19 protein-coding genes and 1 tRNA gene are annotated in these 24,835 nt (G+C 44.9%); 10 read left to right on the top strand and 10 right to left on the bottom strand.

Annotated elements, in window-relative coordinates:
• Positions 1 to 64 precede the first annotated feature (64 nt).
• Positions 65 to 1,456: an NAD-dependent succinate-semialdehyde dehydrogenase gene (locus tag OC443_RS16700; protein WP_073579792.1), complete on the bottom strand. Its 1,392-nt coding sequence runs from the start codon at positions 1,454 to 1,456 to the stop codon at positions 65 to 67.
• 412 nt (positions 1,457 to 1,868) lie between these two features.
• Positions 1,869 to 3,149 (bottom strand): NRAMP family divalent metal transporter, encoded by a 1,281-nt coding sequence (locus tag OC443_RS16695; RefSeq protein WP_073579793.1) that lies wholly within the window; start codon positions 3,147 to 3,149, stop codon positions 1,869 to 1,871.
• A gap of 366 nt (positions 3,150 to 3,515) precedes the next feature.
• Here OC443_RS16695 and OC443_RS16690 point away from each other — a divergent pair, with 366 nt between their 5' ends.
• Positions 3,516 to 4,253, top strand: a complete 738-nt coding sequence (locus tag OC443_RS16690) for an RluA family pseudouridine synthase (protein WP_073579794.1) — start codon at positions 3,516 to 3,518, stop codon at positions 4,251 to 4,253.
• Between the two features lie 58 nt (positions 4,254 to 4,311).
• Entirely contained in the window at positions 4,312 to 5,274 is a 963-nt protein-coding gene (locus OC443_RS16685; protein ID WP_073579795.1) for a D-2-hydroxyacid dehydrogenase, read from the top strand.
• Between the two features lie 96 nt (positions 5,275 to 5,370).
• Here the strand turns inward: OC443_RS16685 and OC443_RS16680 are convergent, their stop codons facing one another.
• The 3 genes from OC443_RS16680 to pepA form a co-directional block, all read right to left on the bottom strand.
• Positions 5,371 to 8,232 (bottom strand): valine--tRNA ligase, encoded by a 2,862-nt coding sequence (locus OC443_RS16680; protein ID WP_073579796.1) that lies wholly within the window; start codon positions 8,230 to 8,232, stop codon positions 5,371 to 5,373.
• A 91-nt stretch (positions 8,233 to 8,323) separates the two neighbouring features.
• Positions 8,324 to 8,776, bottom strand: coding sequence for a DNA polymerase III subunit chi (locus OC443_RS16675; RefSeq protein WP_073579797.1), 453 nt, complete (start codon positions 8,774 to 8,776; stop codon positions 8,324 to 8,326).
• A 56-nt stretch (positions 8,777 to 8,832) separates the two neighbouring features.
• The gene (gene pepA, locus OC443_RS16670; RefSeq protein WP_073579798.1) at positions 8,833 to 10,341 is read right to left on the bottom strand and encodes a leucyl aminopeptidase; all 1,509 of its coding nucleotides are present in this window, start codon (positions 10,339 to 10,341) and stop codon (positions 8,833 to 8,835) included.
• Positions 10,342 to 10,547: 206 nt separating this feature from the next.
• Between pepA and lptF the strand changes: the two genes are divergently transcribed.
• Together lptF and lptG are read left to right on the top strand one after the other, a co-directional pair.
• Entirely contained in the window at positions 10,548 to 11,648 is a 1,101-nt protein-coding gene (lptF, locus tag OC443_RS16665; protein WP_073579799.1) for an LPS export ABC transporter permease LptF, read from the top strand.
• Positions 11,649 to 11,651: 3 nt separating this feature from the next.
• Positions 11,652 to 12,722 carry an LPS export ABC transporter permease LptG gene (lptG, locus tag OC443_RS16660; RefSeq protein WP_073579800.1) on the top strand — a complete coding sequence of 357 codons (1,071 nt, stop codon included), beginning with the start codon at positions 11,652 to 11,654 and terminating at the stop codon, positions 12,720 to 12,722.
• 70 nt (positions 12,723 to 12,792) lie between these two features.
• Here the strand turns inward: lptG and OC443_RS16655 are convergent, their stop codons facing one another.
• Positions 12,793 to 13,263 (bottom strand): RDD family protein, encoded by a 471-nt coding sequence (locus tag OC443_RS16655; RefSeq protein ID WP_073579801.1) that lies wholly within the window; start codon positions 13,261 to 13,263, stop codon positions 12,793 to 12,795.
• Positions 13,264 to 13,458: 195 nt separating this feature from the next.
• On the opposite strand from OC443_RS16655, the gene OC443_RS16650 reads away from it, so the two are divergent.
• Positions 13,459 to 13,543, top strand: a tRNA-Leu gene (locus OC443_RS16650).
• Positions 13,544 to 13,666: 123 nt separating this feature from the next.
• Here OC443_RS16650 and leuD read toward each other — a convergent pair.
• From leuD to leuA, 4 genes are all read right to left on the bottom strand, one after another.
• Positions 13,667 to 14,269 carry a 3-isopropylmalate dehydratase small subunit gene (leuD, locus tag OC443_RS16645; protein WP_262021689.1) on the bottom strand — a complete coding sequence of 201 codons (603 nt, stop codon included), beginning with the start codon at positions 14,267 to 14,269 and terminating at the stop codon, positions 13,667 to 13,669.
• Positions 14,270 to 14,284: 15 nt separating this feature from the next.
• Positions 14,285 to 15,691 (bottom strand): 3-isopropylmalate dehydratase large subunit, encoded by a 1,407-nt coding sequence (leuC, locus tag OC443_RS16640; RefSeq protein ID WP_073585994.1) that lies wholly within the window; start codon positions 15,689 to 15,691, stop codon positions 14,285 to 14,287.
• A gap of 18 nt (positions 15,692 to 15,709) precedes the next feature.
• Positions 15,710 to 16,801 (bottom strand): 3-isopropylmalate dehydrogenase, encoded by a 1,092-nt coding sequence (gene leuB, locus OC443_RS16635; protein WP_073585995.1) that lies wholly within the window; start codon positions 16,799 to 16,801, stop codon positions 15,710 to 15,712.
• A 105-nt stretch (positions 16,802 to 16,906) separates the two neighbouring features.
• Complete coding sequence (leuA, locus tag OC443_RS16630; RefSeq protein WP_073585996.1) at positions 16,907 to 18,454, bottom strand: 2-isopropylmalate synthase; 1,548 nt, start codon at positions 18,452 to 18,454, stop codon at positions 16,907 to 16,909.
• Positions 18,455 to 18,911: 457 nt separating this feature from the next.
• Between leuA and OC443_RS16625 the strand changes: the two genes are divergently transcribed.
• The 5 genes from OC443_RS16625 (at position 18,912) to OC443_RS16605 (ending at position 24,835) form a co-directional block, all read left to right on the top strand.
• Positions 18,912 to 19,571, top strand: coding sequence for a TetR/AcrR family transcriptional regulator (locus OC443_RS16625; RefSeq protein ID WP_073585997.1), 660 nt, complete (start codon positions 18,912 to 18,914; stop codon positions 19,569 to 19,571).
• Positions 19,572 to 19,758: 187 nt separating this feature from the next.
• A complete protein-coding gene (locus OC443_RS16620) occupies positions 19,759 to 20,292 on the top strand; it encodes a phosphatase PAP2 family protein (protein ID WP_073585998.1) in 534 nt (177 codons plus the stop codon).
• Positions 20,289 to 21,353 carry an MJ1255/VC2487 family glycosyltransferase gene (locus OC443_RS16615; protein ID WP_073585999.1) on the top strand — a complete coding sequence of 355 codons (1,065 nt, stop codon included), beginning with the start codon at positions 20,289 to 20,291 and terminating at the stop codon, positions 21,351 to 21,353. Before OC443_RS16620 ends, OC443_RS16615 begins: the two co-directional genes overlap by 4 nt.
• A gap of 369 nt (positions 21,354 to 21,722) precedes the next feature.
• Positions 21,723 to 22,682: a transcriptional regulator LeuO gene (gene leuO, locus OC443_RS16610; protein ID WP_073586000.1), complete on the top strand. Its 960-nt coding sequence runs from the start codon at positions 21,723 to 21,725 to the stop codon at positions 22,680 to 22,682.
• A 431-nt stretch (positions 22,683 to 23,113) separates the two neighbouring features.
• Positions 23,114 to 24,835, top strand: a complete 1,722-nt coding sequence (locus tag OC443_RS16605) for an acetolactate synthase 3 large subunit (protein WP_073586001.1) — start codon at positions 23,114 to 23,116, stop codon at positions 24,833 to 24,835.

The following is a 24,835-nucleotide window of genomic DNA, read 5'->3' as shown; positions in this document are numbered from 1 at the left end:
GCATTTTTTTATTAATTTCATCCGGGTGACTGAATGTCACCCATGCCTCTGATGACAGAGTGAATCAGAAATTCCCGTCAATATCAGTCACTGCAACGAGCTTATGGTTAACGAACTCTTTTAAGCCGAGGTCCAGCAGTTCACGTCCGTAACCGGAGTGTTTGATGCCCCCGAATGGTAAATCTGCTTTCACCGCTGTCGGATGATTGACATACACCATGCCGGTTGAAATCCGGTGTGCCACTTTTTCTGCATGGGCTTCATTTTTTCCGAACACTGAGCCACCAAGGCCGAATGGTGAATCATTGGCGATGCGTACCGCATCATCTTCATCTTTCGCCCGGAAAATCATTGAAACCGGACCAAAGAATTCCCAGTAATAAGCCGGATTATCCGGAGTGAGATTGGTCAGGATTGTTGGCTGAACAAACGCACCTTGCTCCGGTACTTTCGGACCCACCTGAACTGCAGTTGCACCGTAAGCCACGGCTTGTTCGATCTTCTCTTTGACTTCATCAGCTGCGCCCTGAGATGAAAGCGGTGCGAGTGTTGTATCCGGTGACATAGGATCGCCAACTCTCAGATCAGCAACGCCTTGCGTGTAAAGCTTGAGGAAGTCATCGTAGATTTCGTCGGCGATAATCATGCGTTTGGATGAAACACAGACCTGTCCAGCATTCCAGTGACGACCGAAGACAGCCCATTTAACCGTTTTCTCCAGTTCTGCATCTTTCAGGACCACAAATGCATCGGCGCCACCAAGTTCCAGCGTTGATTTCTTCATAGCCCGGCCAGCCTGGGAAGCAACAATTGCCCCGGCTCCTTCAGAGCCGGTCAGCGCGACACCATGGACCCGGCGGTCATTGATAATCATTTCAACCTGATCACGGGTGGCGTAGAGGTTCTTAAATACGCCCTGCGGCAGACCGGCTTCCTGCATCAATGCCTCAAACGTTGCTGCACACTGTGGTACGTTCGATGCGTGTTTCAGCAGCAGGGTATTTCCGGCAGAAAGCTGTGGTGCCAGAATCCGGGCAATTTGGTAGTAAGGGAAATTCCATGGTTCAATCGCCAGTAATACGCCAAGCGGTTCGTTGACGATAGAGGCTGATTTGACTGCCGGGTCTTCAGATTCAATGATTTTGGGAGCCAGTAATGCTTCTGCATGTTTGACATAATATTCCATGATCTGAGCTGAAATTTCGACTTCTGCTTCCGCTTCTGCAATCAGTTTGCCCATCTCCAGCGTGAGAACTTCTGCATATTTTCTTTTATTCTGTCTCAGTAGATCAGCGGCTTTCTGCAAAACAGATGCTCTGAATTCAAAACTGGTTTCCCGCCAGTTTAAAAACGCGTTGTGCGCCTGAGTAATCGCTTGTCCGACTTCTTCATTTGTTGCGTTTGGGTAGGTTTGAATCAGTTCGCCGGTATAAGGGTTCGTTGTTGAGTAGGCCATCGCTAAGATTCTCCTGTTGAATTATTTATTCTTATTCAATTTATGACGACTTTGGATATATACAGCAGGCGATTATTTATATCTGAGATGAAAAATAACTGCCAGGTAACCACTTTATTCATAGGGTCAATCTAAATGTTCTACATGGAAAAATCCAGCGTTTATAAATCAGATTTGTCTATACATTTAATTGGTAAAATCAATGGATGAAGGAATAAATACAATTTTATTACTAATAAATATATTATTTACTGAGTGTGCGATTTTTTGATATAAAAAAAGATCGGTGCCCTATAAGAAATCTGGCATAACTCATTGTTTTTATTTGATTGAAAAAGGCCAGGATCGTTATCTGGCCTGAGAGGTAATAGCATGGATTATATTTAGAATAATTACTTATAAGAACAATTTTTTATAAAAATAATTTCCACCAGATAAATACACCTAAAAATCCAAATAAATAGATAAGACCTGCAATTGACAGATATTTTAATTTGGGTCCGACAGCCAGCTGTTCCGGCAATGGTGTTTTTGTGACAAGAATATAATTCAGCAGTGCAAAGAAAGGTGTCGTAATAAATGCCATGATCATTGCAAAGTTCAGCATTGGGATTAATGCTGATTTAGCAAAGAATAAAATGCCCAAGGCACAGGCAGAAACGATCAGCATCCAGACAATGTGATTTTGTTTTTTTTCAGCTTCGGAGCGCTGTTGCTGTTTGATTAAATGGTGAGATTCTGCAATGACGCGTGAATAACCATCAATCACAGTGATTGTACTGCCAAAAATACAGAAGAACGCGACAATAGCGATCAGGTATCTTGACCATTCACCTATCGTTGCGGCATACATACCAACCAGTTGATGGGTAAATCCAATGCCTGATTTGGATAACTCAACCCCTGTTCCGTTGAGTAACAGCGCACCCAGAGCCAGAAAGACGATTGCCAGAATGGCTGTGCCAATGTAGCCGACATTAAAATCAAACAGTGCTGATTTTGGGGTGACAGCCTGTCGCTGGCACTGGTTCTTCAGCCAGACGGATGTAATGCTTGAGATTTCAATAGGCGCAGGCATCCAGCCCATGGTGACGACAAGGAAACCGATGGCTGCCAGTGTCCACGGTGAAGGGGCTGGCGCTTGTGATACAGTTTCAGCCGGGTGGCCGAAGGCAATAATCACTGCCATCAGGGTGGCAATGGTCAACACGGTCATAATCATCTTTGACATGGTATCCAATGCCTTGTAATGACCGGCAAGTAAGATCACCAGGCAAGTTACAACCACAATCACAGACAGGATTGTGCCGGATAGATCGAAGGGGATGAAATAGCCCAGCAGACTGGCGCTGAACAGGGTGAGTGCAGCAGTATTAATCACACTTGAAACCACGGTCAGTATCATGAACACCCATAGATAAAACCGGCCTAAACGGGCATAACCGTGAACCAGACATTCTCCGGTACCCATGGTGTACTGAATCCCAGCTCTGAAAAAAGGGTATTTAAACAGATTGACGAGCAGAATCAGTACTGCGAGTTGCCAGCCATAAATTGCACCAGCTTTGGTTGAAGCAACCAGATGTGAACCTCCGACTGCGGCAGCAGCCATCATGATGCCCGGCCCGAGAGATTTCATGAGCCTGGAAAGTGGCGTCCCCTGATCAGAGGGATAGGAAACCGTGTTTTCCATTCTTGTTCCTTATTATTCAAAAGAGTTGTGTTGTGATGTTGTGTTTGTGAAGTTCCCGGTGCCTGTGACACTCGTTCAGAACTTATTTTTATGGTTTTTTATAATGGTGCTTAAGAACTTTATATTTCATTCGCCATTCTATGAATGGGCTTTTGTCAATCTTATCATCAATATCACATTTGAATGAGCTGTCAAATAATATTTACGATCACAATGAAAAATCTTGACTGTTGATACCCGGATCAACGGATCCCCGCTATTTTCCGGCTGTCCGGATGGATGAATATTTGCAGAGAAACCGGGATGAGAAGTCATTCACGGAGACGTTTGGGGTATAATGCAACGGTTTTTACCGGAGAGACCCAAATGGCGATGACATCCTATGCACCACCAACCGATCCATGGACAGAGATTGTATATGAAGATGAACACCTCCTGGCTGTCAATAAACCGCCCGGTTTGCTGTCGGTTCCCGGTAAAGAGCCACAGCATTATGACAGTATGTGGAGTCGCCTGACCGAAACATATCCGGAGATTCAGGCGGTTCACCGTCTGGATATGTCGACTTCCGGGCTGATGGTGTTTGCTAAAAATAAGCTGGCAGAAAGTGCTCTGAAAAAGCAGTTTCAGTACCGGTTGACGCATAAAGTTTACTATGCCCGGGTTTGGGGACATGTGACAGAAGATGAAGGAGATGTCGATTTGCCGCTGATCTGTGACTGGCCAAACCGGCCGCGGCAAAAAGTCTGTTATGAGCATGGCAAACCTTCAAAAACCATCTATCAGGTCGTAAAGCGGGAAGCTCAGACCACGGTGGTACGATTGTTCCCTGTGACCGGGCGTTCGCATCAGCTCAGAGTTCATTTACAGGCGATTGACCATCCTATCGTTGGTGATGAATTTTATGCCCACGAAGCCGCTCAACAGTTCTCTTCCAGATTACAGCTCCATGCTGCGGAATTGAGCTTTTATCATCCGGAGAGCTGCCGGTTGCAGCAGATATTTGTACCTTGTGAGTTTTATACAGAAGCCACCGCAGCCATCACCGATTATTTTCAGCCTGAAAGGGAGCTTCCGGATTATAAGACATTACCCCGCCCGTGAGGGTTGGGTCTTCAATGTTTTCAGCCAGATTCAATAACAGATAAAGGAGAAAGGATTCATGACACAGCCGCTGGTTGTTTTTGTCGACAGAGCGACAATACCGTCACAGATTCATTTACCTGACTTAGCGTTCGGACATCAGTGGGTGAGCTATGATTCAACCTCACCGGATCAATTGTCCGGCCGGGTTCAGGATGCTGAAATTATTATTACCAATAAAGTCGTTTTTGATGCTGCTGTTCTGGCCCGTCTTCCCCGGTTACGTTTACTGGCCGTTGCAGCGACCGGCGTCAATAATATCGATATTGATTATTGCCGGGAGCATGGTATCGCGGTGACCAATGTTCGGGGCTATGCGACTCAGTCTGTGCCGGAACATGTTATCGGTATGATGTTTACTCTCAGACGGAATCTGATGGCTTATCATCAGGATATTGCCCGGGGCGTCTGGCAGCAGGAAAAACAATTCTGTTTCTTTACTCATCCGATTGGTGACATTGCGGGTAAGACGATGGGCATTATCGGTTCAGGTACGTTAGGGCAGGCGACAGCCAAACTGGCTGAGGCACTTGGCATGCATGTGATGTTTGCAGAAAGAAAAGGCCGTTCAGACTGCCGCGAGGGTTATTCTCCTTTCAGTCAGGTACTTCAGCAGGCTGATGTTCTGACATTGCACTGTCCGCTGGCAGAAGAGACCCGGAATTTAATTAGTTCAGAAGAATTAGAGATGATGAAGTCTGATGCGATTCTGATTAATACCGGCCGGGGTGGGCTGGTGAATGAAGCTGCGCTGGTTGATGCTTTATCTCAGGGAGCGATTGCAGGCGCAGGCGTTGATGTGTTTACTCAGGAACCCGCGGACCAATCGAATCCTTTACTGGCGAATCAACATTTGCCGAATTTATTACTGACACCGCATGTGGCGTGGGGCAGTGATTCATCCATTCAGAAACTGGCTGGCATTTTAATCGACAATATCAATGCATTTATGTGCGGTAAACATCAGAACCGCATTGTTTAACCGGTCAGGAAAACTACGCTGGATCAATAAAAAAGGCAGCTGAGAAGCTGCCTTTTGCATCAATGATGTCATTCTTTAGTATGAACTGAACCGGGGTCACAACGAAGCAATCGTTGTTTTTTGTTCTTCCAGTTTTGTCAGTGACTCTTTATAGCCTTCCAGCTTTTCTCTTTCTTTGGCGACGACAGCTTCAGGTGCTTTCGCAACAAATTTTTCATTGCCCAGCTTCCCTTCAATCCGTTTGATTTCGCCCTGAACTTTCGCGACTTCTTTACTCAGACGCTCTAATTCAGCTTCTTTATCAATTAAGCCCGCCATCGGAATCAGCAGTTCAGACTTACCAACCAGTGCCGTTGCACAAGCTGGCAGCGCTTCACCTGCTTCAAGAATCCGGATGCTTTCCAGTTTTGCCAGCGAGATCAGCACTTGCTTGTTCGCTTCAAGGCGGGAGGCATCAGTTTCAGTATCAGCTTTGAGGATGACTTCAAGTGGTTTACCCGGATTGATGTCGTACTCAGCGCGCAGGTTACGGATACTGGTAATGAATGATTTCACCCATTCAATATCATCCAGCGCTTCCTGATGGAAATTCGCTTCGTTGTATTGCGGTAACCCCTGCAACATAATGGTTTCGCCATCCACACCTTCAATCAGTGGCTTCACACTTTGCCAGATGGTTTCAGTGATATAAGGAATCACCGGATGCGCCAGACGCAGTGTTTTTTCAAGGACGGTAATCAGTGTCCGGCGGGTTGCACGCTGTTGCGCTTCGGTGCCTTTCCACAACACTGGTTTAGTCAGTTCCAGATACCAGTCACAGAACTGGTTCCAGATGAACTCATACAAAGTGTTTGCAGCCATATCCAGACGATAGTTGTCAATATGGTGATTAAAGCTCTGTGCTGCAAGCTCAAACTGAGATTCAATCCACTTATCAGCCAGTGAATACTCAAGTTCAGTGCCAGTGGCAAATCCACAGTCCTGCTCCTGTGTATTCATCAGCACGTAGCGGCTGGCATTCCACAGTTTGTTACAGAAGTTCCGGTAACCTTCCAGACGCTTCATATCCCAGTTGATGTCACGGCCGGTTGAAGCCATCGCCGCCAGGGTAAAGCGCAGTGCGTCGGTGCCGTATGACTCGATACCGTCCTCAAAGGTTTTACGGGTATTCTTTTCGATTTTTGCTGCCAGTTGTGGCTGCATCATGTTGCCGGTACGTTTTTTCACCAGTGATTCAAGGTCGATACCGTCAATCATATCAATCGGGTCAATGACGTTCCCTTTTGATTTTGACATCTTGTCGCCGTTTTCATCACGGATCAGACCGGTCACGTAAACCGTTTTAAATGGCACCTGAGGTTTACCATTTTCGTCCTTCATGAAGTGCATGGTCATCATAATCATCCGGGCGACCCAGAAGAAAATGATATCAAAACCTGTCACCAGTACATCGGTTGGGTGGAATGTTTTCAGTTCAGGCGTTTGCTCCGGCCAGCCCAGAGTTCCGAATGTCCATAGTGCTGATGAGAACCAGGTGTCCAGTACATCGTCATCCTGAGTCAGGCTGACTGATGCATCAATGCTGTGTTTGCTTCTGACTTCTTCTTCAGTCCGGCCCACATAAACATTGCCCTGCTCGTCATACCATGCAGGAATGCGGTGTCCCCACCAGAGCTGACGGGAAATACACCAGTCCTGAATATCACGCATCCATGAGAAATACATATTCTCATATTGTTTCGGAACGAACTGGATTTCACCCTCTTCAACGGCCTGAGTTGCCACTTCTGCCAGAGGTGCAGCCCGGACATACCACTGGTCAGTCAGCATGGGTTCAATCACCACGCCGCCACGATCACCATAAGGGATGGTTAAATCATGATCTTTAATTTCTTCCAGTAAACCCAGTGTCTCGAATTCAGCCACGATCGCTTTTCTTGCGGCAAAGCGCTCTAATCCCTGATAGTTTTCAGGCAGTGTTGAAGCATAGGCGTCACTTGGTTCGCCTTTGGTGGTAAATACTTCTGCGGTTTCGCGAATATAAGCATCAAACGTGAAGATGTTAATCATGGGCAGGTTATGACGCTTACCGACTTCATAGTCATTGAAGTCATGTGCCGGTGTGATTTTTACACACCCCGTGCCTTTCTCCATATCAGCATGTTCGTCGCCAACAATCGGAATACGGCGATTGACAACCGGCAGAAGGACATGCTGTCCAATCAGATCTTTGTAGCGTGGATCTTCCGGGTTGACCGCAACACCGGTATCACCCAGCATGGTTTCCGGACGTGTCGTGGCAACGACAATGTAATCTTTGCCTTCTGCTGTTTTTACGCCATCAGCCAGTGGATAGCGGAAGTGCCACATGTGGCCTTTTTTATCTTTGTTTTCGACTTCAAGATCGGAAATAGCAGTATGCAGTTTGGGATCCCAGTTCACCAGGCGTTTACCACGGTAGATCAGATCGTCATCATACAAACGGACAAAGACTTCCTGAACCGCTTTATAGAAACCGTCATCCATGGTGAAACGTTCACGATCCCAGTCGACGGAAGCGCCTAAACGACGAAGCTGTTTGGTGATGTTTCCACCCGATTCATTTTTCCATTCCCAGATCTTATCGGTGAATGCTTCACGGCCATAATCATGCTTGGTTTTGCCTTCTTCAGCATCGATTTTACGTTCTACCAGCATCTGGGTGGCGATACCTGCGTGGTCTGTACCAACCTGCCATAATGTATTGTGGCCTTTCATGCGCTGGCAACGAATCAGGGTATCCATGATTGTATCCTGGAATGCATGGCCCATATGCAGGCTACCTGTGACATTCGGTGGCGGAATCATGATACTGTATGATGGTTTCGATGTATCACCGTTTGGTTTGAAGTAACCTTTCTCTTCCCAGGCCTGATAAAGCGCCTGTTCAATTGATGTTGGGTTGTATGTCTTTTCCATAATACTCTTCAATGGACACTTGTGTATTTGAACAATCGGTTAAACGTTATACCTAAAGCTTCTGTTCTCAGAATAACCTGACCTATAACGTTTATTCCGGGTAATGAATTTCAATCGTCTGCAGCTGATAATCCGCCTGACGATAAATTTTGTAGCGTTCTCTTGCCAGTTGTCTGGCATTTTCTTCGCAGGGAACGAAGTCTACCACCTGATTAAAGTGATTCGCAAAGGTTGTCTGACAGTCTGCAAGATTAATAAGTAGCTGACGGTTTTTCGCAGGACGTATTCCCTGATATCCGATTTCAACGTGTGTGCCGTATCCCGGCCCTTCGCCGACCAGATTATGAGCGATGAAGTCTTTGGGTTCAACCTGCCAGAATATCTCTGCCAGCATTTCTGCTTTTTCTTTCGAATGACAGTTGATAAATATCTTTGCACCCTGACGGGAAAAATGACGGGCCAGAAAGTGAACGTATTGCAGGAATCCATCAGTATCTGCCTGTGGACTCTCTGGCCGGACGATATAAAAGGTGACTGTTTTCATGGCGGATCATATGCCTGAGATCAGAGAAGGCCAGTTATGGCCTTCTCTGTGAAAGATTACTCTTCATCTTCCAGTCCGCTGCGGTTCAGTAAGAACTGGACCAGCAAAGGAACCGGGCGACCCGTTGAGCCTTTGGCTGCGCCTGAGCGCCAGGCTGTACCGGCAATATCAATATGTGCCCAGTTATATTTACGGGTGAATTTTGACAGGAAGCAACCGGCTGTAATTGCACCACCCGGACGACCGCCGATATTGGCCATGTCAGCAAACGGGCTTTTCAGCTGTTCCTGATATTCATCAGTAATCGGCAGACGCCATGCGCGGTCACTTGCCTGTTCTGAAGCACTGATTAGTTCGTGTCCAAGCGGGTTATGATTCGCCATCACACCACTGATATGGTGGCCGAGTGCAATCACACATGCGCCGGTCAATGTTGCAACATCGATGACACATTCTGGTTCGTAGCGCTCCACATAAGTCAGTGCATCACACAACACTAAACGACCTTCAGCATCCGTATTCAGCACTTCTACTGTCTGTCCTGACATTGTGGTTAAAATATCACCGGGCCGGTATGCCTGACTACCGGGCATATTTTCGCAACCTGCAAGCACGCCGATGATATTTAATGGAAGATTCAGTGCAGCGATCGCTTTCATGGTACCAAAGACCGATGCAGCCCCACACATGTCATATTTCATTTCGTCCATGGCTTCGCCTGGTTTTAATGAAATACCACCGGAATCGAAGGTCAGTCCTTTACCAATCAGGACAATGGGTTTTGCGTCCGGATCCGGGTGACCTTTATATTCGATCACTGACATCATGGACTCATTGCGTGACCCCCGGCCGACAGCCAGATAAGATGTCATGCCGAGTTTTTCCATCTCTTCTTCGCCAACGATTTTGGTGGTTACTGCACTGTAATCGTCAGCCAGACGCCGGGCCTGAGAAGCCAGATAAGCCGGATTAGCAATATTCGGCGGCATATTGCCGAGATCTTTACAGGAACGCACACCATCAGCAATCGCCAGTGCATGAGAAATTGCCTTTTCACCGAGGCTTAATTCCCGGCGTGTTGGCACATTAAACACCAGTTTCCGCAATGGCCGGCGTGTTTCCGGCTTGGTACTTTTAAACTGGTCAAAGGTATACAATCCGTCTTTAGTTGCTTCGACGGCCTGACGAACTTTCCAGTAAGTATCACGGCCTTTCACATGGAGTTCCGTTAAAAAGCAAACGGCTTCCATTGAACCGGTTTCATTTAAGGTACTGATTGTTTTTTGAATGATGTCTTTGTACTGACGCTCACCCAATTCTCTTTCTTTGCCGCACCCAACTAACAAAACCCTTTCGGATAATACACCGGGAACTTGGTGAAGCAGTAACATTTGGCCTGATTTCCCTTCCAGGTCACCACGGCGAAGTAATGAACTGATGTAACCGTCACTGATTTTATCAAGTTGCTCGGCTACAGGAGAAAGGCGGCGTGGTTCAAATACTCCGACGACAATACAGGCACTGCGTTGTTTTTCCGGACTACCACTTTTAACACTAAACTCCATGCGTACTCCTAGATGTGAAGACAAACAGAACTAAATCGTAGATAATGCACTCTTAATAAGTCCATCATGAATGATGAACTATTATGTTGAAGCCGAATCAAATTTTCAGCAACGACGTAGGCAATAAAGTTCTATAAAATACAAGTTTCAGTCAAAAACTATAGTGATTCAATTAAAAAAACAAGTTTTTCATAGGTAATTTCAGTGTGATTATCGTTAGATATTTAATCAGAGAAACATTAAAAAGCCAGCTGGCCATATTTTTTATCCTGTTTTTAGTGTTTCTCAGCCAGAAATTTATCCGCGTGCTTGCGGAAGCGTCTGATGGCGAAATACCGGCCGGAATGATCATGTCGATTGTCGGGCTGAACATGCCGGCGATGGGCTTGCTGATGCTGCCGCTGAGTCTTTACATTGGTATTCTGATTACTTTCGGCCGCTTATATGCTGAAAGTGAGATTACCGTAATGAATGCGACAGGAATTGGTAATAAATTTCTGGTTCGGGCTGCCCTGTATCTGGCTTTGATTACAGCAGGTTTTGCCGCATTTAATGCATTATGGCTTTCTCCATGGAGTCAGGACCGGGAAGCGCAGCTGATGGAAACACTGGCGGCTGAAAACCGGGTTGATTTATTACAGAAAGGGCATTTTCAACGCTCTCCTGATGGCTCTTCAGTGATTTTTATCGATGATATTGAAAACCGAAAGTTACACAATGTGTTCGTCGCTCAGTTGACACCCAGAGAATCAATCTTACCCAGCGTGATGTTTTCTGATTCAGGCGATGTGAAAGAGCTCAGTGATGGCCGTCAGATTATTACCATGTATCACGGGACGCGTTATGAAGGCTTGCCGACGCAGATTAACTATATGATCACCCGTTTTGATGAATATGATGGGTTGATAGGGCAGCGCAAGGTTAAGAATAAAGGCCGGGACTGGGAAGCTCAGCCTACACTGGATTTGATGAAAAATCCGGACAGCAGGGCAAAGGCTGAACTTCAATGGCGGATTTCCCTGGTGGTTTGTATTCCATTGTTAACCATGCTTGTGGTTCCGCTTTCTGCTGTAAATCCACGGCAGGGACGTTTTGCCAAGATGGGGCCGGCCATCCTGATTTATCTGGCCTATTTCCTTGCTATCAGTGCCGGAAAGTCAGCCATTGAAGACGGGGGAATCCCAGCATACATTGGTTTATGGCCCATCAATGCCGCATTGCTTGTTACAGCGTTGTTTGTGAATAGCCTGGATAGTGTGATGGTCCGTAAATTCAAAGATAAGATCAGACAGAGAAAGGTGGCGTAAGCCGTGTTTAAGATTTTAGATTTATATATTGGACGAACAATTATTGCGACCACCTCTCTGGTGTTAGTCACCTTTGTCGGGTTGTCCGGTATTATCAAGTACGTCGAACAGTTACGGAAAGTCGGGCAGGGTAGTTATGATTTGTTGAAAGCCCTGTATTTTGTCTTGCTGAGTATTCCCCGGGATATTGAAATGTTTTTCCCGATGGCAGCTTTGCTTGGTGCGTTGATCGGTTTGGGAATGCTTGCGGCCAGTTCTGAACTGGTTGTCATGCAGGCTGCCGGATTTTCTAAACTGAATATTGGTATTTCTGTTTTAAAAACGGCAGTACCGCTGATGATTATCATTACATTGCTGGGGCAATGGGGGGCGCCACAGGCTCAGAAAATGGCCCGTGATTTGAGAGCGTTTTCCACTTCCGGCGGTAAATTGCTGTCCGTGAGAATGGGAGTTTGGGCCAGAGATGCCAGTGATTTCATTTTCATCACCAAAGTCGATGGTGAGACTTTATATGGGCTGAATATCTGGCGTTTTGATGATGATAAAAAATTAACCAAAGTTATCTTTGCGACAGAAGCTGATTACCTTAAAGATAATCAATGGAAGATGAAGCATGTGACTGTCACCGATATGGCACAGGACAAAGTCATCACCAAGCAGGAATTTTCAGAACGTTTATGGCAAACCGCCATTGAGCCAAACAAGCTATCTGTGGTGACCGTGAAGCCGGAAGAATTATCTTTGAGTGGATTATATGATTATGTTCATTTCCTGAAGGCATCCGAGCAGGATTCATCAAGATATGAGCTGGCCTTATGGCGTAAAGTGACTCAGTCATTCTCAATTGCAGTCATGATGTTAATGGCGCTGTCATTTATCTTTGGCCCGCTGAGAAGTGTCACGATGGGTGCGAGAATACTGTCTGGTGTGGTCGCCGGGTTTACTTTCTATATTTCCAGTGAGTTTTTTGGACCGCTCAGCCTTGTTTATGGTTTCCCTCCAGCTTTAGGTGCAGTCGCTCCCAGTTTTGTTTTTTTGAGTATTGCTGTGATGTTGTTACGGCGTAAGTTGTAATCACCGGCTCCATGAAGTGGTATTCATTTTCATTGAAATACCACTTCTTCACTCTTCTCTGACTCTCTGGTTATTTGACTTTGTACACTTGTGTTTGTGCCCAGATATCTTGAAATCCACGTTTTTGCGGATCAAAAGGGATAACCAGGTTTGATAAACCAAAACAGGATGTAAACAACCTGATGAAGGCCTGAGTGACAGTGATGGCTGTGCCGTCACGGTTTTTAATCGCCAGATGCAGGGCTTTCATGCCGGGTGTTTGTCTTGATTCTGTCCAGCAGTAAACAAAGAAGCCTATCCAGATAATGGCAAGGTATCCGGTCAGCAAGGGGCTGATAACCGGGTGATGCGCCATTAAATCATTTAAGCTCTGATAGGATACGAAAGATAACAGACCGGTGAATTCTGCTATTTTTATCAGCGCAATCGCTATTGCAGCGGCGAGACATTCCAGAATAATGACAGACAATGTGTCAATAAACAGCGAGCCAAGACGGGATAAGAAGCCTGCAGGCTGAAAATCGGAAAATTGTTGTTTCATGGTTGGTCTGACTTTAGATACAGATGAATGACAGAAAGCAGCATAATCATTCTGTATTGATTATAAAAGCGGAGATGTATAAAACTTCAGGCTTTATGGTGAAATTATCATCAAACAATTGAAAATCAGTTTTTTAGTGTTGCACGAAAGCATATCTTACGTATAATGCGTCTCATCAAAGGGCACAGCCCTGATGCCGGTGTGGTGAAATTGGTATACACGACGGATTCAAAATCCGTTGCCTTCGGGCGTGGCGGTTCAAGTCCGCCCACCGGTACCATATTTAAGAAAAAGCCCTGACAATGTCAGGGCTTTTTCTTTGTCTGAAATTCGTGATTCTGAACGGAAAAAAGCTGATATTTTCTAATACCAGCTTCATTTTCATCGCGTTAAATCTGTAAAATTAACCCAGAAATGCGGGGATTTTTCCTTCATATTCAGCGATTTTATCTTCATGCTGAAGTGTCAGTCCAATATTATCCAGCCCGTTTAATAAACAGTGGCGGCGGAACTCATCGATTTCGAAACTGTACTCTTTGCCATTGGCTGAAACTTTCATGGTTTCAAGATTGACAGTGACCTGTGCCCCTTCGTTTGCTTCAACAAACCGGAAAATTTCATCAACTTCTGCTTCAGTGAGGCGAACCGGAACCATTTGGTTATTGATTGAGTTGCCATAGAAAATATCAGCAAAGCTCGGTGCTATCATGACCTGAATACCATAATCAGCCAGCGCCCATGGTGCATGCTCACGGGATGAACCACAGCCAAAATTCTCACGGGCAAGTAAAATACTGGCGCCCTGATAACGAGCGTGATTCATGATAAATTCAGGGTTTGCCTGTTCTCCCGAATCATCGAGAAAACGCCAGTCATGAAATAAATGACGACCAAAGCCGGTCCGGGTTACTTTTTGCAAAAATTGTTTTGGAATAATCGCATCCGTATCAACGTTTGCAGCGTCCAGAGGAACGACTAATCCTGTGTGTTGTTTGAAACCTGTCATAGTTGTTTCCTCTGATTAACTGAATGTACGAATGTCAACAAAGTGGCCTGCTATAGCTGCCGCCGCCGCCATTGCCGGGCTGACAAGATGCGTTCTTCCGTCACGTCCCTGACGTCCTTCGAAGTTACGGTTAGATGTTGAAGCGCATCGTTCCTTCGGTGCCAGGCGATCATTGTTCATCGCCAGACACATAGAGCAACCGGGTAAACGCCACTCAAAGCCCGCATCAGTAAGGATTTTATCCAGTCCTTCTGCTTCAGCCTGAGCTTTGACCTGCTCTGAGCCGGGAACAACAATGGCCTGAACATGAGCAGCGACCTGCTTACCTTTTGCGACTTCAGCGGCTGCACGCATATCTTCAATACGGGAGTTTGTACATGAACCAATGAATACTTTATCTATATCGTAATCAGAGAGTGATTTACCGGCTTCAAGCCCCATGTAGGTGAGTGCTTTTTCTGCGGAGGACTTTTCCACCGGATCAGAGAAACTTTCAGGGGCCGGAATCGGAGAGTCGACAGAAATCACCTGTCCCGGATTGGTTCCCCATGTGACCTGTGGTCTGATTTCAGCGGCATCCAACGTCACAACGGCATCAAATTCTGCATCATCGTCAGTTCTCAGTGTTTTCCAGTATTCAACAGCCGCATCCCAGTCTTCAACTGCCGGAGCAAATTTACGGCCCTTGATATATTCAAACGTTGTTTCGTCTGGAGCAACTAATCCGGCTTTTGCACCCATCTCTATCGCCATGTTACACACGGTCATCCGGCCTTCCATTGTTAAGTCGCGAATTGCTTCACCACAGAACTCAACGACATAACCGGTTCCGCCTGCCGCAGTGGTTTTACCAATGATGGCCAGTACGATATCTTTTGCAGTGATGCCGGGAGCAACTTTCCCTTTGATTTCGATTTTCATCGTTTTAGCACGGGCCTGCTTCAGGGTTTGCGTTGCAAGGACGTGTTCTACTTCTGATGTGCCGATACCAAAAGCAATTGAGCCAAAAGCACCATGAGTTGCAGTATGTGAGTCACCACAAACAATCGTCATACCGGGTAAAGTAATACCGAGTTCCGGGCCCATGACGTGGACAATACCCTGATATTTGTGGTTGATGTCATATAAGGTCACACCAAACTCTTCACAGTTTTTAGACAGGGTTTCCATCTGAATCCGGGCCATTTCACCCGATGCATTGATATCTTTCGTTGTTGTGGAAACATTGTGATCCATCGTTGCAAAAGTCTTGCTGACCTGACGGACTTTGCGTCCTTTTTCTCTCAGGCCATCAAAAGCCTGTGGTGAAGTGACTTCGTGGACCAGATGACGGTCAATATATAAAATCGGGTTTTCGCCTTCAGCAGCGACGACGACGTGCGCATCGTATATTTTTTCGTATAAAGTTTTTGCGTTTGACATTGCTCTTACCTTGCCCGTTTATGCATTAAGAATATATGCAGCGATCTTGTCGCCCATTTCTGATGTGGTGAGTGCAGGTTTATCGGTTGCAAGATCTGCCGTCAGTTCTCCGGCTGACAGTGCCTGACTGACTGCAGATTCAATATCCTGAGCCGCCGTTTCTTCTTTCAGGCTATAGCGGAGCATAAGGGCGGCAGAAAGGATTTGTGCGACCGGGTTTGCGATATTTTTACCCGCAATATCCGGTGCTGAACCACCAGCGGGTTCATACAGGCCGAAGTTGCTTTCATTCAGACTGGCTGATGGCAGCATGCCCATAGAGCCGGTAATCATCGCACATTCATCGGATAAAATATCACCAAAAATGTTGGAACAAAGCAGCACATCGAACTGAGCCGGATCTTTAATTAACTGCATGGTGGCATTATCAATATACATATGGGACAGCTCGACATCGGGATAATCTTTAGCAATCTGTTCCACGACTTCACGCCACAGAATTGAGCTTTGCAAAACGTTTGCTTTATCCACTGAACAAACTTTTTTACGGCGTAATCTGGCTGATTCAAAAGCAATTTTTGCAATCCGCTCAATTTCATAACGGTGATAAACTTCCGTATCAAATGCTTTCTCTTTTTCACCAGAACCTTCTCTGCCTTTTGGCTGGCCGAAATAAATACCACCGGTTAATTCGCGGACGACAACAATATCAAAACCATTGGCTGAGATATCAGCTCTGAGGGGAGAGAATGATTCCAGTCCCTGGTGGATTTGTGCAGGGCGCAGGTTACAAAACAACTGGAAGTGTTTGCGAAGAGGCAGCAGGGCTCCGCGTTCAGGTTGTTCATCAGGTGGCAAGTGTTCCCACTTCGGACCACCGACAGAACCGAAAAGGACGGCATCAGCCTGTTCGCAGCCTGCTAATGTTGTTTCCGGTAACGGACTTCCCTGATTGTCGATAGCAATACCACCAATATCAAATTCAGTACGTTCCAGTGTGATGTTGTGTTTGTTTTCAATTGCATCAAGTACTTTATGAGCCTGTTGCATTACCTCCGGGCCAATACCGTCTCCGGGTAATACTGCAATTTTGTATGTTTTGTCTGTCATGAGAATCCTTGTCTTAAATAAACTTATCTTTCACTGGCTTTTCCACCAGTATACGGCAGGCATTAACAGGCATAGCCTTTTAAGCGGATATGCCTGTAATTTTGCTTATACCGTTACAAATTTCTTTTGCTTGATTTCTTCGATTTGGTCTGCACGGTGGATACTGTTGATTACATGTAACAGAGCCTGGCCTGAAGCTTCAACAATGTCAGTTGAAACGCCGGTGCCATGGTATTTTCGTCCTTTGTAATTGGCGATGATATCAGCTTGTCCAAGGCCATCTTCACCTTCACCTTTCGCCGTCAGATCAAACTTATCCAGAACAATATCATAACCTGTGATGCGGTAAATACACTGGTATAAAGCATCAACCGGGCCATTGCCTACTGCGGCTTCACATTGCTCTTCTTCGCCACACTGCAGTTTGATGGTTGTGGTTGCCATAACACTGCCGGACTGAACACTCAGATAGTTCAGTTTATAGAAATCATCTTCATCTTTGAGATTAGAGAAGTACATCAATGATTCAAGGTCATAATCAAATACCTGACCTTTTTTATCCGCAAGTATCAGGAAATTATCATACAGAACATCCAGATTATAGTCTTCTTCCTTATACCCCATTGTTTCCATATGACTTTTCACTGCGGCACGGCCACTGCGGCTGGTCAGGTTCAGCACCTTATTCTTCAGGCCAATCGATTCTGGCGTCATAATTTCGTAGGTGTTTTTATTTTTCAGCATGCCATCCTGGTGAATCCCTGATGAGTGACTGAATGCGTTAGCGCCAACAATCGCCTTATTACTCTGAACCGGCATATTACAAAGCTGGCTGACCATTTTGCTGGTACGGTGAATTTCATCATGTTTGAGATTGGTATGAACACCCAGTAATTGCTGCCGGGTTTTAATGATCATGGCAATTTCTTCCAGTGCACAGTTTCCTGCCCGTTCACCAATACCATTCATTGTTCCTTCTATCTGGCGAGCACCAGCCTGAACCGCAGCAATTGAGTTTGCGACAGACATACCAAGATCGTCATGGCAGTGAACGGAAATGATGGCTTTATCAATGTTGGGAACCCGATTGAATAGCGACTGAATAATTCCGCCGAATTCACTTGGAACGGTATAACCCACAGTATCCGGGATATTGATGGTCTTTGCGCCTGCATCGATTGCACTTTCAACCATACGACACAAGTTATCAATGGGAGTCCGGCCTGCATCTTCACATGAGAATTCAACATCATCCGTATACTTCCGGGCGTGCTTTACTGCTTTTACAGCCATTTCCACAACCTGATCGTAACTGCGGCGTAATTTATCCTCAACATGGATGGTTGATGTGGAAATAAATGTATGAATTCTGAAAGCTTCTGCCACTTTTAATGCTTCGGCAGCTGCATCGATATCTTTTTCTACTGCACGGGATAAAGCACAGACCCGGCTGTTTTTGATGTGTTTTGCGATGGTTTGTACGGACTGAAAATCACCGGGAGATGAAACCGGAAAACCGGCTTCAATGATATCGATCCCCAGTCGTTCCAGAGCATACGCAATTTGTAATTTTTCTTTTACGGTTAAGCTTGCAGATAATGCCTGTTCACCGTCGCGCAATGTTGTGTCGAAAATTATGACCTGATCGTTCATGTTGGCTCCCCATGATTAGGTGTTGTTAATGGTTACTTCCTGGTTTTGGTTGTTATATTTGCTCTGAAAATCAGTTATAAAAAAACCCGCATCTCAGTGCGGGTCTTTTTATTCTTCAGTGGTTATTTCTGTCCACAAGCTACCCGCGCGATTGATCCACGATAAGGAGCAGGCTTAGCAGGAGAGAAAAACGAATTATCATAACAATTCACTAACCACAGTTTAAAAATTCATTAGCCTAAATAAGTACCTTACTCTGAGGGTGAGGTCAACCCTAAATGTCTTTTTTTTGTCCGGAAGAGAAAAATGAATCAATAAGGGGACTCTGAAACATGCCTGTAATCAGATGTTATGCGAATAGTTTGTTAATTTCATTGCATATTAGTGAACAAAAATGCTTAAAATCAGTGTATGATTTGGAATTACTCGTTGATTAATTACCTGAGGAGCTCTTTCAATGGAAGATGTATCCCACCGTAGTGCTGGCCGTCCAAGTGAACAAATTCGCTCCAGAGAGCGCCTGATCATCAGTGCCAGAGAGCTTTTCACCGTGATGGCATATGACAAGGTTTCAACCCGGCTGATTGCCCGGCGGGCTGGTGTAAATATAGCGATGATTCGTTATTACTTTGGCAGTAAAGCGGGGTTGTTTGAAACTATGTTGCGTGAAACATTACACCCCTTACAAAAACAACTGGATAAGCTGATTGCAAAAAGTAATCAGAAAAATCTGGTTGATTTGATGCGGGTTTATTATAAAGAAATGATCAAAGTTCCTCAGTTTCCGAAATTGCTTGCACAGGTCATGAGTATGCCGCCGGGGGATATTCAGAGGGATTTGATGGAAGAAGTCATTCAGGATCTGACCCGGCCTATTCGCGATCTTTTGTCTTCCAGGCTGGTCAATCAGGGCGTTATTCGTCCGGATATGGATCCATATCTTTGCAGGATGTCGTATATCAGCTTGATGGTATTTCCGTTTTTAGTGCCGCCTTCAATGTTGAGTATCTATAAGTTTGAATTAACAGATTCTTTTCTCGAACGACTGATTGAACATAATATTCGCCTGATGGAAGGCGGTTTTTTGATGCCGGAAGGTGAAAATGCATCTGTTTGAATGAGCAAACTGATCCCGGCTCTTTCCTGTCATATTGTATTTAATCTGATTTGTTCACCAGTTCTGCAGAATTCATCTGAATCTGGCAGCAACTTTCATTCATTCGAAAAAAAATGGTCACTTCTTTGTCATCTAATCTGATTACTGTGCAAAAAAGGTAAAGATATCCTTTCAAAAGGAGTCAGTAATGAAAGTGATGGCGCCGATTGTAAAGTTTGACTTAGCATTTTCACTATTTTGCTTACAGCATCGGTTTAGCTCCGGTTTTGCCAGGGCGAGCCGGATTGTTTCACGTACCGGTGATGGTCATTTGTATGTCTTGATTGGGTGTCTGGCATATCTTCTGGATGATCGGTATGGTCAAATGTTTTTACTGACCGGTATCCTTGCATTTTTGATAGAACTCCCTTTGTACTGGATCCTGAAAAATGCATTTCAGCGTCGTCGACCCCATGAGCTTTCCTCTTTGGTTCAGGCATTTATTACACCATCTGATCGATTCAGCCTGCCTTCCGGACACACCACTGCTGGTTTTTTGATGGCAACATTGCTTGCTCATTTTTATCCCCCGCTGACTGAAATAGCATTCTTATGGGCTTTCTCGATTGGTATTGCACGTATTTTACTGGGTGTGCATTTTTTTACTGATGTTCTGGCTGGTTCGTTACTGGGAGTCAGTTGTGCACAGTTTAGTTTGTTACTGTCGGAGTTGATGTCTTGAAAATTCTTTATGGTGTACAGGGAACCGGTAACGGTCATACAGCACGCGCCAGAGCTATGAGTCTGGCATTGAAAAAACATGGCGCGGATGTCCGGTACTTATTTAGCGGCCGGGAAAAGGATAAATACTTTTCGATGGAATGTTTCGGAGATTATCAAACCCGAAGGGGATTAACCTTTATTTCCGAGAAAGGACAGGTGAACTATCTGAAAACTATGACACAAAATAATCTGGCTCAACTGGCTTCAGATATCCGGCAACTGGATATCAGCGACTACGATCTGGTTATTTCTGATTTCGAGCCTGTAACCGCCTGGGCAGCCCGGCAGAAAAAGAAGCCGTGTATTGGCTTAAGTCATCAAAATGCTTTTCGTTATCCTGTGCCTTTAAAGGGGGCAAACTGGCTTGATAAACAGATTATTTCTCATTTTGCGCCCTCAGATTATCATTTGGGATTGCATTGGTACCATTTCAATAACCCGATTTTGCCGCCAATCGTTCATACCACCAGTCAGTCAACGGAAATTCAGCCTTTTATTTTGGTTTATCTGCCTTTTGAGACCATTCATGATATTGGCGAACTGCTGTTTCGTTTTGCCGATCAATCTTTTGTCTGTTTCCATCCGGAAGTGATTGAACCTGAAGTGATTGAAAATATTGAGTGGCGACCTTTGTGTCATACCGGTTTTCAGGATTATCTCAAATGCTGTTCAGGCGTGATCGCCAATGGTGGTTTTGAACTGCCTTCTGAAGCGATGTCATTAGGGAAGAAGTTGTTACTGAAACCGCTGAAAGGTCAGTTCGAGCAAATGAGTAATGTCGCTACACTGGAAATGCTTGGTGCTGCAACATCGATGGATTTTTTTGATGTATCCGTGGTGAGAGACTGGCTGAATGAACCATTTGCAAAACCGGTTGTTTATCCTGACGTTGCCTGTGCAGTCGCTGAATGGATAACTCAGGGTAAATGGAATGACTATCAGTATTTGTGCGATCAATTGTGGAAACAGGTAAATTTCCCGGACTTCAATTCAGATATGACCCACCATTCATTTGTATAATTTGAGTATTATATCATTTTAATATTCGCTATGAATATTTGGATAATCTTTGCTTTTTTACTCATAACTTGTGTCAATTTATCATGTAAATGTGATCTAAAAAGACTTTATGTTTTTTTATGTTTTTCATATGTAATTGAAATTTAATTATTTTCTTCTAATTGATGTAAAATGTCCTGACTTTTTATCAATCTTATTGCCTTCATTCATCAGATTAAAAGATAGTAGTTATTGTGCAGACACATACAAATTATCAATGTATTTCTCTGCTTTGAACCTTCGATCGTTTTCATTTGTCAGAATATAAAACTCAGACATACAGAAGCGGCAGATGATAGTTGTTTTATGATTAGGTTAAGAGGCATACCGATGTTAGAGAAAAAAGAAACCGTTCCACCTGTTGTGACAAATTACCGGATGGAAAGCACCTTGCGGGGCGTTGATCTGAATTTATTAACTGTATTTGATGCAGTCATGCAAGAGCAAAATATCACCCGGGCAGCACATAATCTGGGCATGTCTCAGCCGGCAGTCAGTAATGCTGTAGCGCGGTTAAAAGTCATGTTTAATGATGAGTTGTTTATGCGTCAGGGACGTGGTATTCAGCCAACTCAGCGTGCGCGTCAGCTATTTGGCCCTGTCCGTCAGGCTCTGCAGTTAATTCGTAATGAGTTACCTAACTCAATCTTTGTTCCTGAATCTTCCACAAGACAATTTAATCTGGCGATTTGCAGCCCGAATGATGTGCGTTTTGCGCCTAAAGTGTTTTCTATGATCCACGAGCAGGCGCCGCATGTGCAATTACATATGGAAGCGGATTTTAATCAGCAGCTGACACAACGCTTACGTTACCAGGAAGTTGATTTTGTGATTGATTACTCCCGTTTTGAAGAAGCTGGTTTTTCTTCTGCTGAGCTGTTTCAGGATGAATTAGTGGTTGTAGCCGCGAAATCTCATCCCCGTATTCAGGGCAGCCTGACAATGGAACAGATTTTGAGTGAGCATCATGCAAAACTTTCACAGGCACATGGTATCAGCAGCTTCAGTGAACAGGCATACCGGGATATTGAATGTCACTCTCACTATGAGGGAACCAGTCTGAGTAATGTGCTTTACGTTGTCAGCCAGTCTGAGCTCATCACAATTGCGCCGCGCTGGCTGGTGGATATTTCTCTGAACCGTGAGCAACTACAAGCGATTACATTGCCATATGAGCATCGTTTGGTGAAAGGTTATCTGAGCTGGCATGAATCAAGTGAAAAAGATAAAGGTCATAGCTGGCTGAGAGAACAGTTAATGATGCTTTGCCGGGAAATGACTTCGGCATAAGGTCTGTATTGAACGCTTCCTATAGCCTGAATTGTAAAATTTAGGCTGTAGTTCGGGTTTCCTGGACGACCTCCCATTTTTACCATGAATAATTCATCTGCCAGATAACTTTCAGAAACACGATATAAAAAATTTTATACTTTTTTTTAACATTCTTTCCTGCAAATAAAACATAAGTCTTTTTTATTGCCATATTCTCTTCTGTTTATTGTTTGATAAGCCATATTTTCTGTAAAACAGGCTGATTTGTCGATTCGACCCGTGATGAATTACAGAGTAGAGTTTTGTTCATACGCCACGTAGTTATGACTCTGTGGCGGCATAGCTGAAAACAAATTGATTTCAAATCAGGCTACGAATAAGCCCTCGACTATGTAACACCAGTCCGGTGAACTGACCATGTAAAACCGGCAGACTGGTAAGGAGACAATATGGTAATGATATCTGGTGCAGAGATGGTTGTTCAGTCTCTGATCGAAGAAGGTGTTGAGCAAATTTTCGGTTACCCCGGTGGTTCCGTGCTTGACATCTATGATGCCCTTCATGAAAAAACGGAAAAAATCCGTCATGTCCTCGTTCGTCATGAACAAGCCGCAACACATATGGCCGATGGTTATGCCCGTGCAACTGGTAAACCCGGGGTTGTATTAGTCTGTTCAGGCCCTGGTGCCACGAATACCGTGACAGGGATTGCGACAGCATATATGGATTCCATCCCGATGATTGTCATCTCCGGTAATGTTGCCACCAATTTAATCGGCAATGATGCTTTTCAGGAATGTGACATCGTTGGTGTTTCCCGCCCGATTGTAAAACACAGCTTTTTAGTGAAGAAAGCCGAAGATATTCCTGAAACGATTAAAAAAGCCTTTTATATTGCTTCTACCGGCCGCCCGGGACCGGTTGTCATTGATTTACCAAAGGATGTGATGAATCCTCAAATCAAGTTTCCTTACGAGTATCCGCAAAGTGTCAAAATGCGCTCTTATAATCCGACAACAACCGGACATAAAGGGCAGATCAAGAAAGCTTTGAAAGCTTTGCTTGAAGCGAAGAAACCGGTGTTGTATGTCGGTGGTGGTGCTGTGATTTCAGAGGCTGATCAGCAAATAATCCAGCTATCGGAAGCATTAAACCTGCCCGTTGTCAGCACATTGATGGGGCTTGGTGCTTTTCCCGGAACTCATAAAAACTCGCTGGGTATGCTAGGTATGCATGGTGTGTATGAAGCCAATATGGCGATGCATAATGCTGATTTGATCTTTGGGATCGGGGTTCGTTTTGATGATCGGACAACCAATAATCTTGAGAAATATTGTCCGCAAGCGAAGATCATGCATATTGATATTGATCCTTCTTCGATTTCCAAAAATGTTCCGGCAGATCTGCCGATTGTTGGGGCGGCTGACAAAGTGCTGGATACCATGATGCGACTGCTGGTTGAGCAGGGGGGAACGAATGATGAAGAAGCGCTTGAAAGCTGGTGGAAAGATATTCAGTTGTGGCGTGATCGTCAGTGTTTGTCTTATGAGAAATCAAGTGAGCGCATTAAACCACAGCAAGTGATAGAAATGTTGCACAAGCTGACAGGCGGAGATGCTTATGTTGCATCTGATGTGGGTCAGCATCAGATGTTTGCAGCCCTCTATTATCCGTTCAACAAGCCGCGTCGCTGGATTAATTCAGGTGGTCTGGGCACGATGGGATTTGGATTGCCAGCCGGGATGGGCGTGAAATTTGCGCATCCTGAGGAAGAAGTCATCGTTGTGACAGGTGATGGCAGTATTCAGATGAATATTCAGGAGCTGTCGACAGCGCTTCAGTATGATATTCCGGTAAAAATTATTAACCTGAATAACCGTTTTCTCGGGATGGTTAAACAGTGGCAGGACATTATTTATCAGGGTCGCCACTCAAACTCTTATATGAGTTCTGTTCCCGATTTTGCTGCAATTGCAGAAGCTTATGGCCATGTTGGTATCCGCATATCAACGCCGGATGAGTTAGAAGCCGGCCTGCAAAAGGCTCTGGATATGAAAGATCGTCTGGTGTTTGTGGATATTAATGTGGATGAAACTGAGCACGTCTATCCGATGCAGATTAAAGGCGAAGGCATGGACAAAATGTGGTTAAGCAAAACGGAGAGAACCTGA

Origin of the sequence: Vibrio quintilis, from assembly GCF_024529975.1 — a bacterium.
GTDB classification, from domain to species: domain Bacteria; phylum Pseudomonadota; class Gammaproteobacteria; order Enterobacterales; family Vibrionaceae; genus Vibrio; species Vibrio quintilis.
The sequence above is the reverse complement of the archived record's forward strand: the minus strand, read 5'-3'. Positions and strand labels throughout refer to the sequence as shown.